15 protein-coding genes are annotated in these 12732 nt (G+C 45.0%); 8 read left to right on the top strand and 7 right to left on the bottom strand.

Features of this window, described 5'->3' with window-relative positions:
- Positions 1-20: 20 nt before the first annotated feature.
- Positions 21-440, top strand: a complete 420-nt coding sequence (locus tag ABD128_RS05045) for a hypothetical protein (RefSeq protein ID WP_343987446.1) — start codon at positions 21-23, stop codon at positions 438-440.
- On the opposite strand, the gene bioD is transcribed toward ABD128_RS05045, so the two are convergent.
- On the bottom strand, positions 417-1103 hold the full coding sequence (gene bioD, locus ABD128_RS05050) for a dethiobiotin synthase (RefSeq protein ID WP_343987449.1): 687 nt from the start codon (positions 1101-1103) through the stop codon (positions 417-419). The two genes, ABD128_RS05045 and bioD, sit on opposite strands and share 24 nt — an antisense overlap.
- Positions 1104-1236: 133 nt before the next feature.
- Here bioD and ABD128_RS05055 point away from each other — a divergent pair, with 133 nt between their 5' ends.
- Entirely contained in the window at positions 1237-1992 is a 756-nt protein-coding gene (locus tag ABD128_RS05055) for a hypothetical protein (RefSeq protein WP_343987451.1), read from the top strand.
- Here ABD128_RS05055 and bioC read toward each other — a convergent pair.
- The 4 genes from bioC to bioB form a co-directional block, all read right to left on the bottom strand.
- The gene (bioC, locus tag ABD128_RS05060) at positions 1989-2840 is read right to left on the bottom strand and encodes a malonyl-ACP O-methyltransferase BioC (protein ID WP_343987454.1); all 852 of its coding nucleotides are present in this window, start codon (positions 2838-2840) and stop codon (positions 1989-1991) included. The two genes, ABD128_RS05055 and bioC, sit on opposite strands and share 4 nt — an antisense overlap.
- Positions 2837-3613 (bottom strand): pimeloyl-ACP methyl ester esterase BioH, encoded by a 777-nt coding sequence (gene bioH / locus ABD128_RS05065; protein ID WP_343987457.1) that lies wholly within the window; start codon positions 3611-3613, stop codon positions 2837-2839. Before bioH ends, bioC begins: the two co-directional genes overlap by 4 nt.
- Positions 3614-3678: 65 nt before the next feature.
- A complete protein-coding gene (gene bioF, locus ABD128_RS05070) occupies positions 3679-4824 on the bottom strand; it encodes an 8-amino-7-oxononanoate synthase (protein WP_343987460.1) in 1146 nt (381 codons plus the stop codon).
- Between the two features lie 48 nt (positions 4825-4872).
- A complete protein-coding gene (gene bioB / locus ABD128_RS05075; protein WP_343987464.1) occupies positions 4873-5958 on the bottom strand; it encodes a biotin synthase BioB in 1086 nt (361 codons plus the stop codon).
- Between the two features lie 119 nt (positions 5959-6077).
- Here bioB and ABD128_RS05080 point away from each other — a divergent pair, with 119 nt between their 5' ends.
- From ABD128_RS05080 to ABD128_RS05105, 6 genes are all read left to right on the top strand, one after another.
- Entirely contained in the window at positions 6078-6794 is a 717-nt protein-coding gene (locus ABD128_RS05080) for a ComF family protein (protein WP_343987468.1), read from the top strand.
- Positions 6795-6917: 123 nt separating this feature from the next.
- On the top strand, positions 6918-7331 hold the full coding sequence (gene rnk / locus ABD128_RS05085) for a nucleoside diphosphate kinase regulator (RefSeq protein WP_343987471.1): 414 nt from the start codon (positions 6918-6920) through the stop codon (positions 7329-7331).
- Between the two features lie 10 nt (positions 7332-7341).
- Positions 7342-8058, top strand: a complete 717-nt coding sequence (locus ABD128_RS05090; RefSeq protein WP_343987474.1) for a ZIP family metal transporter — start codon at positions 7342-7344, stop codon at positions 8056-8058.
- Between the two features lie 80 nt (positions 8059-8138).
- Positions 8139-8465, top strand: a complete 327-nt coding sequence (sugE, locus tag ABD128_RS05095) for a quaternary ammonium compound efflux SMR transporter SugE (protein ID WP_343987477.1) — start codon at positions 8139-8141, stop codon at positions 8463-8465.
- Positions 8462-9133 (top strand): uracil-DNA glycosylase, encoded by a 672-nt coding sequence (ung, locus tag ABD128_RS05100; protein ID WP_343987480.1) that lies wholly within the window; start codon positions 8462-8464, stop codon positions 9131-9133. Before sugE ends, ung begins: the two co-directional genes overlap by 4 nt.
- 82 nt (positions 9134-9215) lie before the next feature.
- Positions 9216-10544: an MATE family efflux transporter gene (locus ABD128_RS05105; RefSeq protein ID WP_343987483.1), complete on the top strand. Its 1329-nt coding sequence runs from the start codon at positions 9216-9218 to the stop codon at positions 10542-10544.
- Here the strand turns inward: ABD128_RS05105 and ABD128_RS05110 are convergent, their stop codons facing one another.
- Together ABD128_RS05110 and ABD128_RS05115 are read right to left on the bottom strand one after the other, a co-directional pair.
- Complete coding sequence (locus ABD128_RS05110) at positions 10545-11924, bottom strand: Na+/H+ antiporter NhaC family protein (protein WP_343987486.1); 1380 nt, start codon at positions 11922-11924, stop codon at positions 10545-10547. It abuts the gene before it with no gap.
- A gap of 206 nt (positions 11925-12130) precedes the next feature.
- Complete coding sequence (locus ABD128_RS05115) at positions 12131-12604, bottom strand: GNAT family N-acetyltransferase (protein WP_343987490.1); 474 nt, start codon at positions 12602-12604, stop codon at positions 12131-12133.
- Positions 12605-12732: the final 128 nt, after the last annotated feature.

Raw genomic sequence — 12732 nt, forward strand, 5'->3', positions numbered from 1 at the left:
TGACAAAACAAGGATTGATTATGACACCAAGAAAGACATTGATTTCAATAAGCTTAATAGCTCTTTTAGCTTTAACTCAGTCATGCACACAGGCGAATAACGATGAAGCTGCACAAAAGGTAGATTCATCCCAGCCCCAAGACTTATATAGCCAAATCCAACAAAGCATCAGCGTAGAAGGCTGTAGCACCAGTTCTGACTGCGCTTTATTAGCCGTTGGTAACAAGCCTTGCGGTGGCCCTGAAGCTTATTTGGCTTACTCAAAAAACAATACTGATGTCGCAAAGCTTAAAAGCTTAGGACAACAGTACAGCGAGCAGCGCAAAAAATACAACCAGGAAAATCAATTCATGGGTACCTGTGTTGTGACTCCAAAGCCAGGCGTAAGCTGTGTTCGCAACCAGTGTTTAACAAACTCAAGTCAAAGCACTAACATTTAATAGTTCAGCGACTTTATCCGCACAGTCTGGGCTCTCCTGATAGGGGACTATGCCCAGGCATGGCGCGGGAATATTTTGCTTTAGCCAGTGTAAATTATCTTCAGCCATATTCATTTCACCTAGCGCAAAGTTCGCAACCCAACCTACAAGTTTTAGCCCGCGTCGCTCGATATCCCGCACGGTTAGCATGGCGTGATTCAGACAACCCAGCTTCATCCCAACAACGAGTATGACTTCAAAGTTCTGACTTTCTACCCAGTCTGCATAGGTTTCTTTGAGGTTTAGCGGCGTTAACCAGCCCCCAGCACCTTCAATAATGGCGCAATCGGCTTCTTCTGGTACTTTCAACTTGGACGTTAGCACATCAACGTTTAACTGCTGCCCCACTAAGTCCGCCGCTATATGAGGCGCAATAGCCGGCTCAAAACAAATAGGGTTTACCTGCTCATAGCTCAGCTCTAGATTTGAAGCTTTTTGTAGCTGTAACGCATCTTCATTCTGTAGCACGCCCTTTACGCGATGGGCGTCCGAAGCAATGGGCTTTAAGCCTGCAACACGTTTGTTTTGTGCTACCAGTGCTCTGATGATGCTCCGACTGACAAAGGTCTTGCCGATTTCTGTATCAGTCCCTGTGACAAATATTAAGGATTTAGCTTTGCTCAATTTGTTATACCTCGCACAATTAATCGAGTATGATTGATATATACTATTGCTTTATACTGGAAACTAGCAATATTGGTAGAGTCGGTTTACCTTGGGTACCAAGGGTTACTTTTTCAAGCCTAAGAGTTCATTTATGGATAACATTACAGACCACAACATGATTCTTTTGATCTTGGGCGTTCTTGCTCTGGTCATGATATTGGGTGCTGTAGTTACAGCTGCATTAAAACATGCCTTAGTGCGTCAGCTTGAATCAAAAAATGATGAGCTCAAGCAGGTCATCAAAGAAAACACTCAAAACATTGCTAAAAAGAAGCAAAAAATAGAGGACCTTGAGTCCGACTATAAAAAGCTTCAAGACTCTCTAACCAGTCTTTCCGAACGTAACACTACACTGATTCAAGAGCATCGCCAACTCAATACTAAGTTTGAAAAAACGCTCAAAAATTATGAAGAAGCCCAAAAAAATTACTTGGACGCCTTACAGTCGATTTCCGATACCAAGCGTGAGCTTGAAGACGAAATGGATCAATTAAAAACTGAACAAGAAGCGGCGATTAAGAAAATCCGCGAAGACGCTGAAGAAAAAGTTAACAACGTCCGCAAAGAGTCTCGTGACGAAATCGATAACTTCAAATCCAACTATTTGGCTGATTACGAACATATCAAAAAAAGTCATAAACGCCTTATCACTGCCAACCAAACTTTAAGCAAAAATACCGACAATCTACGTGATGAGCGAGATTTCTACCGTACAGAGTTCGAAACTCTGCGCGACTTCCTCCACGATGCTCAAATGAAAAACGTCAAAGAAACTTTAAAAGCGAAAGAGCAAGAGCTCGAAGAAAAAGTTATTCAGTTTGAGAACAAAAAGAACTCAAACAGCTAAACGTCTCTTTTCCCTTCCGCCAACTCAACGATATACTCGTGGTAACTAGTCGCCTTTTTTTCGACAGACCCAAACGCATGACCGTATACTAATTCGTAAGTTGCTGGTAATTGCCCATCGTCCAGTGCAAATTGACGGTAAGCTTTCTCTACAGCTCGTAATTTCTTTGGGCCCATCAAGCCTGAACTACGGCGACTGTCGATGTTATGCGCACCAATGTCTTTTAAATCACGCATTAACTCTGACGCTTTGTCGTAACTAATCACTACTGGTTCAGCGTCTACCACTGGGTCTAACATTTTAGCTTGCAACATTGCATCACCGACATGATGCATATCAATAAAGTCATTTACGTGTTGGTACTGATCAACTTCGGCAAAACTTTGCTTGAGCTCTTTTAACGTATCAGGCCCTAATGTGGTGAAGAGTAGCAAGCCCTCAGGCTTTAACACTCGGTTTAATTCAATAAACAAGTCTTGTAAATTCTCGACCCACTGAATCGATAAGTTCGAGAAGAACAGGTCAACAGAGTTGTCTTCAAAGGGTAGTGCTAGCGCGTTCGCACACACGTACTGCTCTGCTGATGATTGCTGTTTACACCATTCAATCATTCCTTCTGCGATATCCACCCCGGTCACATCCGCCTCAGGGAAACGCTCGGATAATTGGCGAGTAAAAACGCCGGTACCACAGCCTAAATCAATGACCTTTTTTGGCTCGAGTTTAAAGTAATCTAAGCGCTCAAATAAACGCTCGCCAGCAATACGCTGGAAGAATGCCGCCGCATCGTAAGTGCTGGCAGCTTTACTGAAGGAGCGGGCTACGTCGCTAGAACTTAAATGACTCATGAGGCTAAAAACTCATTTACTTTTTCAATAAATTGATCGGTGTGCGATAAAAAAGGAGCATGACTTGCTTTAGGAAATACATGGTGCTGGCTGTGAGGCGACAGTTTTTTCACCTCGTCCGCCGCTTTAGCTGGGACTAGTGAGTCCAAACGTCCGTATAGCCTCAAAAACGGTACAGTAATATCTTTCAGCTGTGAGCGGAAATCTACATCGTTAAGCAAACTCAATCCTTCTCGTAACGCTCTTGAAGCCGGCATACCGTGTATAAAAACGGTGTCACGTAAGCGTCGTATATCTTCTTTTTGTGTTTCGCTACCAATGGCTTGGATCGCTAGAAAGCGAATGATGGTGCCTTGATAGTCTTCTTCCAAAAAACGACAAAAGCTGTCCATAATGTTCGGTTTCATCGCGTGCTGCCAGTCGTCTGCTTGGACGAAGCGTGGCGAACTGGAAACTGTAATCAATGATTCAACACGATCTGGATGGTTGATGGCGATATTGGTCGTAACCAAACCGCCCATAGACCAACCTAGGTAGTGTGCTTTTTCTGGTGCAACTTTTAGAATCTGTTCAGAAAGAAGTTCAACCGTATAGTCACCACCGGGGAGCGGCGAGCGACCAAAGCCAGGCAGATCGATTAAGTGCAGTCTATAGCTTTTCGATAACTGCTCGGTCATTAATTCCCAGATCCCCGAGTGTAACCCCCATCCATGAAGCAAAACTAAGTCGGGACCTTGCCCAATACTTTCAATATAGGGTTCTAATTTGCTCATTGTTTAATACTCTTTACTAAGTGCCTTTACAAAGTGCTTTAACGCACCTTTGAGTTGCGCTTTTTCTATAGCTCGGAAATAGCTTCGACTAATTGCTCTATGTGCTGGCGACGGTGATTCGCCGTTAGTGTTATGCGCAAACGCGCACTATTTTCGGGCACCGTCGGTGGTCGGATCGCCACCACTAACAACCCTTTTTCGAGCAAGCCTTGACTAACTTCAAGCGCACGTTCATTGGTTCTCAATAATACTGGCTGAATAGCGGTATCCGATTGCATCAGCGGTAAGCTTTTCTCTGTAGCCAGTTGCTTGAAATAATTAATGTTGTCGTGCAGTTGTTGGCGTCGCTCTGGTTCGCTTTGTACAAGCGCTAAACCAGCCCGATTTGTCGCAGCAACCGCTGGCGGAAGCGCCGTGGTATAAATATAGCTACGCGCAAACTGCACTAAGCTTTCGATTAAAACCTCTTTTCCGGCAACAAAAGCACCATATCCACCAAGGGCTTTGCCAAAGGTCGCCATGTAAATGTCTGCTTTATTTTGCTCGATCCCAAAATGCTCTATAGTACCCCGACCTGAAGTGCCTAATACCCCAAAGCCATGCGCATCATCAACCATCAAATTACTTTTACTGTGTTCGGTTAGCTCTAAAATTTGCGGTAAAGGCGCCAGATCACCGTCCATACTAAAGACACCATCGGTAACCACAACTTTAGTTTCGACCTGATGTTGTAACTGTCGCTCTAAGGAGTTCATGTCGTTATGACCATAACGCAACATTTTGGCTTCACTAGCACGGCCACCATCGATTAGTGACGCATGGTTAAGCTTATCTTGAACGATTAAATCTTTGCGATCGAATAGCGCAGTTAAGACACCGTAGTTGGCCATAAAGCCTGAGGAAAAGAGCAAAGTTCTTTCAACGCCCAAAAACTCAGCCAACTCGTCTTCAAGCTGATGATGCTCGTGGCTATGCCCCGCCACTAGATGTGATGAGCCACTTCCAGTTCCGAAACGCTGCGTCGCCTTTAGCGTGCTTTCGATTAGTTTGGGATGACTCGCCAAACCCAAGTAGTCATTGCTACTAAAATTGATGAAATGCTGGCCATTAATACTTATTTCAGTATCTTGACCAGACTCCAAGGTCAAACGACGACGCATCATATCTTGCGCCTGCCGTTGTTTTAGCTGGCTTTGCAGCTTGCTCCACATAGATATCCTAGCGGTTAATGATTAACGATCTGTGTAAAGTGGCTATAACTAGCTAACTTTGGTCGCGTCGTAAAACAGTGGCTTGGAATCAGCGTTTGATTGCTCGGCCGTGTTCGCCACTAGCTCTGCAGTTTCAGCTTCTACCGCTTCTTTCGAGTGATGACGTTGTTCAGGCTGAATTCCTAAGCGCTTAAATAGGAGCGAATCGGCTTCGGCTTCTGGGTTTGCCGTAGTTAGTAGCTTTTCGCCATAGAAAATAGAGTTTGCACCGGCGAAATAACAAAGCGCTTGTGTTTGCTCATTCATGTCTTCACGTCCCGCCGACAAGCGCACGTAAGACTTAGGCATTACAATTCGAGCGGTCGCAATCATGCGGATGAAGTCAAACTCATCTAGTTTTTCTACTTCACCTAATGGCGTTCCCGGCACAGCTACCAACATATTAATCGGCACACTTTGTGGGTGCTCAGGCATATTCGCCAACTGTTTAATCAAGCCATAACGGTCATTGATTTTTTCACCCATTCCGATGATACCGCCACTACAAACGTTAATGCCCGCATCGCGAACATTTTGCAACGTGTCTAGACGATTTTCATAGCTACGAGTAGTGATGATCTGCTCGTAATACTCAGGCGAGGTGTCGAGGTTATGGTTATAGTAATCTAGGCCTGCTTCGGCGAGTTTTCCTGCCTGTTCATCAGTAAGCATGCCAAGGGTCACGCAAGTTTCAAGACCTAAGTCTTTTACTTGGCGCACCATCTCGATAACTACATCTAAATCTTTCTCACGCGGCGAGCGCCATGCTGCGCCCATACAGAACCGTGTTGCACCATTTTTCTTTGCTTGTTGTGCTTTCTCAATAACCTTTTGCACTGCCATCAGCTTTTCTTTCGATAGGCCTGTATTGTAGTGCCCAGATTGAGGGCAATAGGCGCAATCTTCAGGGCAAGCGCCGGTTTTAATGCTGAGCAAGGTGCTTGTTTGAACTTCATTCGGGTTAAAGTTCTGACGGTGGATCAGTTGCGCAGCGAACAACAAGTCGTTAAATGGTTGATTGTAAATGGTTTCTATCTCTTCCAAAGTCCAATCATTGCGAACTTTACCACTATTTAGATAATCTAAATTGCTCATTGCTTCATTAACCCTTATAGTATGTTTTTTGCACGTTTTGCGTAAGAAACTGGAATATTCGTGCAAGTTTACTTCTCAAGATTACACTGTCAACCAAGAAAAAGGAATTTAGGTTTACAATGAGCTTCTTTAGTGGCCTTAAAACGGCGGTTCATTCCACGATTAATACCAGTAGCTGTTCGTTCTGTAATGTCGCGCAAACACAAACGGGAATCTGCGATACCTGCTTTGTTGCGATTGAAAGTAACGATATATCTTGTGGACGATGTGCAAGCGCTATTACTCATAAGCGAACACAGACCATAAAGTCGGTACTTTGTGGTAGGTGCATCAAAAAACCGCCTCACTATCACAAAGTTATTGCAGCTAGCCGTTATCAGTTTCCTGTCGATAAAGCTTTAAGTGAACTCAAATTCAACAAACAACTGCACTATGCGCGGAGTCTTTGTTGTGTGCTTGAACGGCAGATTAAGTTGCACTACTTCGATGCACCCTACCCAGAGGCTATCTTAGCCGTTCCTTTACATCCAAAGAGGTTGCAAGAGCGTGGCTTTAACCAATCGGAGATCATCACTAAGCATTTATCGCAGAGCCTTGGCATTCCAACGGCTGGCAACTTAATTCGAGTGAAAAATACGCCCCATCAAATTGGTCTTAGCGAAAAGCAGCGGCGTAAAAACCTGAATAATGCCTTCGATGTTCGTGGCACTTTACCTTCTCATATTGCACTGGTTGATGACGTGGTAACGACGGGCTCGACGGTAAATGAAGCAACTAAATTGTGTTTAAGATATGGTGCGCAACGCGTGGACGTATGGTGCTTGGCTAAAACTTAGCCTTTTTCTCCTAAAAACCCCTGAAAGCCATGTATAAAAGGCCTAACCACGCTATTTGTCTTGACGAAAAATAAATGCACAGTAACCTAGAGTTATTTGCTACTTATCATTGAAAAGAGAATCATGAGTAAATTACCTAAAATCACTATATCTGAACTGGATTTAGTTAGACTGGAAGCGCTACTGGATAAGATGCCAAAGGCCACCAACCCGAACATTGAGGCGCTAGAAGAAGAACTGGCGCGGGCGTCGGTAAAGAAACCAGAAAAAATGCCGAAAAACGTAGTAACAATGAACTCAGAAGTGAAGTTCAAAGTCTCCGACTCACAAGACTCTTTTGTGCTGAAACTGGTTTACCCTAAAGATCTTGATGACACCGGCAAAACCATCTCTATTTTAGCGCCAGTAGGCAGCGCTATGCTTGGTCTTAAAGAAGGCGATAGCATTGAGTGGCCAAAACCTGGCGGCGGTATTATGAAAGTTACTGTCGATGAAGTGGTTTCTCAGCCAGAGCGTGAAGGTATTTACCACATCTAAAGGATAAAGAATGCTCCCAGAATGGCTACTTATTGTTCTTCTGACCTTTGGTGCGGGCTTGTCAATGCCCATAGGAGCAGTCATAGCACGCTTCGAGAATATCCACCCGAATTGGCTAGAACAAGAATTACGCCATAGCATAATCGCCTTTGGCGGTGGCGCTTTACTTTCTGCCATCGCTTTAGTGCTAGTCCCCGAAGGGAGTGCAAAACTGAGTATTCCAGAAACCGCCTTTTACTTCGCATTAGGCGGTTTGTCTTTTATGGCACTCGACTGGTTTCTAGACTACCTAAAAAGTCCCGCCAGCCAGTTAGCCGCCATGCTCTCCGACTTTATTCCAGAAGCCCTTGCCCTTGGTGCTGCTTTTGCCGGTGGAGGTTCCGCAGGTTTGCTTCTTGCAGGCTTGATCGCCCTGCAAAACTTACCCGAAGGGTTCAACGCCTTCCGTGAAATGAACCAAGCTAAAGCCTTTAAGCCCACCGTCATTATCTTGGCATTCCTAGCCATGACCTTCCTCGGCCCAATTGCAGGATTAGCAGGGTATTTCTGGCTTTCAGCCTTCCCAACGGTGGTGGGCGCTATCATGATATTTGCTGCGGGTGGTATTCTTTACCTGACTTTCCAAGACATTGCGCCACAGGCCAAGCTCGAAAAACACTGGGGACCACCGCTTGGTGCTGTCGCCGGCTTCTTGCTTGGTCTTATCGGTCAGCTACTGATTCATTAAGATTAATCTTTTCTCAAGCTGGTGCTACACTAGCGCCTTTATATTTATCGAATTTTTAATGATTGTCTTTAGGGGTTTTCATGGCTTGGGTCTATTTATGCATCGCAGGTTTGTTTGAATGTGCTTGGGCTATCGGCCTAAAGTACACAGAGGGTTTCACAAAAGCAGTGCCGACCGCCTTCACAATCGTAGCTATGATAATTAGCTTTTGGCTGCTCTCAATCGCCATGAAGACTATCCCTGTTGGCACAGCCTACGCGGTCTGGACTGGCATTGGCGCAGTCGGCGTTGCCATTCTTGGTATGTTTCTCTTCAATGAATCGAAAGATATTTTGCGTATTCTGTGTTTACTATTAATTGTCACAGGAATCGTCGGTCTTAAGTTAGTCTCTAAGGGGGAAGCGTGAAAACTTGGAGTGATGTGATCGGTCATGAAAAGAACCAAGACTACTTTACGCAAATGATGAGCTTTATCGCGCAAGAGCGCGAAGATGGCAAAGTCATATACCCACCGAAAGAGCAGGTTTTTAATGCCTTCAAGGCCACCCCATTTTCTGATGTCAAAGTCGTAATATTAGGGCAAGACCCTTATCACGGTCCCAATCAAGCCCACGGTTTATGCTTTTCTGTGCAGCCGGGAATTAAGCCACCGCCATCTTTAGCAAACATGTATAAGGAGTTGGCGCAGTCCATTAAAGGCTTCGAAATACCGCCCCATGGTTATTTACAAAGCTGGGCCGAGCAAGGTGTGTTACTACTCAACACAGTGCTTACCGTAGAACAAGGTAAAGCCCACTCTCATGCCAAAATTGGCTGGGAACGCTTTACCGACAAGGTCATTGAAGCCCTAGATCAGCATGGGCAAGGCATTGTTTTTCTATTATGGGGTAGCCACGCCAAGAAGAAAGGGCAACACATCAATAAGCACAAACATTATGTATTAACCGCACCGCACCCTTCTCCACTCTCTGCCCACCGTGGCTTTTTTGGCTGTAACCATTTCGCAAAGACTAACGAAATTTTAGTAGATGATGGTAAAACACCAATCAATTGGCACCTACCTTCAGAGCTTTGATTATTACATTTTATAACGGACAGCTACCCGCAAGACCTGATACAATGCGGGCCATTCTAGTAATAGTTTTCAGGCCTGCAGTTTGCTAAATAAAGATCGATCCCGCCAAGTTCTCGAAATATCATTACCCATCGTCGGCGGCATGGTCTCACAGAATATATTGAATCTGGTTGATGCTGCCATGGTCGGTACTCAAGGCAGTGCTGCGATCGCAGCTATTGGTATTGCTGGGTTTATTAATTTTATGGCGGTGGCATTTTTTACCGGCTTCGCGGCCGGTGTCCAAGCCATGGTCTCTCGTCGCATTGGTCAAGGACGAAGTTCTGAAGCGGCATATCCAATGAATGCTGCACTAGCCATCATCACACTATTGGCGCTTCCCACCAGTATTGTTTTATTCTTTTTAGCACCGAAGATTCTTCATTTATTAAACGATGATCCTGAACTATTGCAGGAAGGAATCCCATACCTGCAAGCCCGTTTCGTCGGCATTGTCGCAGTGGGTTTAAACTTTAGTTACCGCAGTTACTGGAGCGCAATTAATCAAACCCAGTATTATTTACGTACTCTATTGATCATGCACACGATCAATATTTTCCTAAATTACACTTTAATTTTTGGCCACTTCGGAATGCCCGAGCTAGGTACGCTTGGCGCAGGGATCGGCACCACAATTTCTGTCGCTCTGGGAACTTTGTATTACCACTTTCTAGCTCATAAACACACTAAGAATCACGGCTATCTGTCACAATTAGCTAAATGGCCAACGGTTCGTGGCATCCTTAAAATTTCAATTCCCTCAGCATTACAACAGCTGTTTTTTGCCGGTGGTTTTACGGCTTTATTCTGGATCGTGGGAACGGTCGGTACTCATCAACTAGCGGCGGTTAACGCCATCACTAGCGTCATGCTGGTAGCAATCCTTCCTTGTATCGCTCTAGGCATTGGCGCCGCCACTTTGGTTGGACAGTCGCTCGGACGAGAAGAACCGCATAATGCTTATTTGTGGGGCTGGGATGTGGTCAAAATGGCGATTATTTTTGCCATTGGGCTCGGCGCCATCTTCTTTATTTTCACTGACCCGATCATGGGAATCTTCCTCAAAGAGCCTGAAGCACTTGCCTATGCCCACTGGCCATTTAAATTATCGGCCTTAATCATCGTGGTTGACGCTGTAGGGCTAGTATTCCTCAATGCACTTAATGGTGCAGGCTCCACCAAGTCCACCTTGTATGTCTCTATCCTAACCCAATGGGTACTGTTCTTACCCGTCGCATGGTATTTAGGACCCTACCTTGGCAAAAGTTTAACCGTCATCTGGCTCGCGTATCTACTCTATCGTATCGTCCAGTCGGGCGCTTTCGTTTGGCTCTGGCAGCGCCGCAACTGGAGCCGCATTCAGGTCGACTAGCTAGTCTTCCGGTTGTTTGGTTTTTATCGTTCCAGCTAGAGCGATGACTAATAGCAATGGTAAATACCAAGCGTACTGCCCTGGTGCTAGCGGCGATATGGAAAAGCTCGACCCCAGCAATAAACATTGTGCACCATAAGGGAGCACGCCCTGAATTGAGCAAGCTCCAATATCCACCAAGCTAGCACTCTGCTTTGGAGAAATATTATTCTTACGGGCTAATTCATGGGTGACGTCGCCAGTCAGCACAATACTTACCGTATTATTGGCAATGGCTAAGTTGGTTACTGCCGTGGTGCTTAGTAAGGCTAACTTTGCTCGTAGCTGAGATTTGGCTACACCAAACAAGCCGCTGATCTTTTGCACCAACCAGACTAGTCCACCCTGCGCCTTAATCAATCCTCCAAGTCCGCCCACTAACATCGACAGCAAGAAGATCTCCTGCATGCTACTAAAACCTTGATACATGGTTACCGCAACGCCAGAATCACCCGCAAAGCTCCCTCCAATTAGCCCGACAACAATGGCAACCACGATACCTATGGTTAAAATAACGAAGACGTTCCAACCGAACAGTGCCAAGCCCAAAATAAAGGCGTAAGGGATTAAGTTGTACCACTGGTAATCCTTTATCTCGACTGCTTCGCCTCCGTCTGCAAATATGCTGTACAGAATTACGGTGATGACTGCCGCCGGTACCGCCCATCGTGCATTCTGCTTTAGTTTGTCAGCTGCGGTCGCACCTTGGGTTCTTATTGCAGCGATGGTGGTATCCGAAATTACCGACAAGTTATCGCCAAACATAGCACCACTTAATAAAATCCCAGCAACTAACGCTGGCGAGACTTGCAGGCTTTCGGTTAAACCCATGCCAATTGGCGCGAGTGCAGCCAATGTGCCCATTGAGGTGCCCATGGAAAAAGACACAATCGAGGCGATTAAAAAGAGTCCTGGCAAAATAAATGAGGCAGGGATTAGGTCTAGGCATAAATTAACCACCGCAGCGACAGCACCAATTTGTGTTGTCAGCGCACCAAAAGCGCCGGCTAGCAGGTAAATGAGGCACATGGCGATAATGTTTTTATCACCCATGCCCGCGATCAAATGTCCGATACTTTTCTCTAGTGAATCTTTGGCTAACAGAATCGATAAAGCTATAGCTGGCAACACAGCGATGGGCGCTGGTAATTGATAAAATGCCTGCTCAACGCCATCCAAGGTGTAATAAATTCCAGTGCCCAAAAACAGGACAAAAAATACCATCATAGGAATTAGCGGAATAAAACTCGGTGTTACAGAATTCACCTGACTAAGGTGGCTCTCGCGAATGGCGGGATTTGCGCTCGCTTTATCTGTAGGAGTTAGAGTCTCTTCTGTCATACCATACCTGCATGTTGTTGCTACAAGGGATTAAAGTGCTGGCTTGGGGATGCGGACAGAAAAGAATAATGGAAGCTCTCTTTAGCAGTATTTACTCTTTAACTAGAGTGCGCCCGCAATCGGAACAAATCAGCGCGAAGGAGCAACTATAACCAAGTCGCTCCTATTATTCAACAGATGGATGTTTAGCCGTCTAAACTGGTTTTTTACTTAAGAATGCTCGACCCAGGCTCACCTTTGGCTAAACGCAAAAAGTAATAATCATATTTATAATCTTTCTCAAAGCCATAATCGCGATAAATTTTGTGCAAGCGATGATTTTCTTTACGCGTTGTCACCTCAACCCGAATCGCCTTAGTCTCTTCGCAAAGCATTTTAGCAGCGTCTAACAAGCCTTTCGCGGTTGCACGACGATCCTCACCACCAAATATAAAAAAGTCGTTCAGCGTCCATATTTGCGCTAAACCGATACTTGAAAAAGACGGGTATAACTGAATAAAGCCAGTTAGCTCATCCTCGTCGAAGGATAAGTATATTTTTGATTTTTCTTCTTCTATCAAAGGCTTAAGGAAGTTTCGAACTTGCTCTGGTTGTGAGCTTTGGCGATAAAATTGGCGGTATTTATCAAAAGCTGGCACTAACAACTCTAAATCATCAATAGTACAGGCTCTAATATCCAATGTGAGGTCCTTAATATATGGTCAAAATATGTTCAGTAAGAATTCAGTTTACTCTGTATATAGTAACTGATAACGCAATGAGTAAGGCAAACCTTAGCTAAACAGCTTGTCAGAATAAAAGGCCTCAC

The organism is Kangiella japonica, from assembly GCF_039523535.1.
Taxonomy (GTDB): Bacteria; Pseudomonadota; Gammaproteobacteria; order Enterobacterales; family Kangiellaceae; genus Kangiella; species Kangiella japonica.

Bases quoted from the DNA above. Each gene is read 5' to 3' on its own strand.
- ABD128_RS05045 (WP_343987446.1), top strand. From the start codon at position 21: ATGACACCAAGAAAGACATTGATTTCAATAAGCTTAATAGCTCTTTTA.
- ABD128_RS05055 (WP_343987451.1), top strand. From the start codon at position 1,237: ATGGATAACATTACAGACCACAACATGATTCTTTTGATCTTGGGCGTT.
- bioC (WP_343987454.1), bottom strand. From the start codon at position 2,840: ATGAGTCATTTAAGTTCTAGCGACGTAGCCCGCTCCTTCAGTAAAGCT.
- bioH (WP_343987457.1), bottom strand. From the start codon at position 3,613: ATGAGCAAATTAGAACCCTATATTGAAAGTATTGGGCAAGGTCCCGAC.
- bioF (WP_343987460.1), bottom strand. From the start codon at position 4,824: ATGTGGAGCAAGCTGCAAAGCCAGCTAAAACAACGGCAGGCGCAAGAT.
- bioB (WP_343987464.1), bottom strand. From the start codon at position 5,958: ATGAGCAATTTAGATTATCTAAATAGTGGTAAAGTTCGCAATGATTGG.
- ABD128_RS05080 (WP_343987468.1), top strand. From the start codon at position 6,078: ATGAGCTTCTTTAGTGGCCTTAAAACGGCGGTTCATTCCACGATTAAT.
- rnk (WP_343987471.1), top strand. From the start codon at position 6,918: ATGAGTAAATTACCTAAAATCACTATATCTGAACTGGATTTAGTTAGA.
- ABD128_RS05090 (WP_343987474.1), top strand. From the start codon at position 7,342: ATGCTCCCAGAATGGCTACTTATTGTTCTTCTGACCTTTGGTGCGGGC.
- sugE (WP_343987477.1), top strand. From the start codon at position 8,139: ATGGCTTGGGTCTATTTATGCATCGCAGGTTTGTTTGAATGTGCTTGG.
- ABD128_RS05110 (WP_343987486.1), bottom strand. From the start codon at position 11,924: ATGACAGAAGAGACTCTAACTCCTACAGATAAAGCGAGCGCAAATCCC.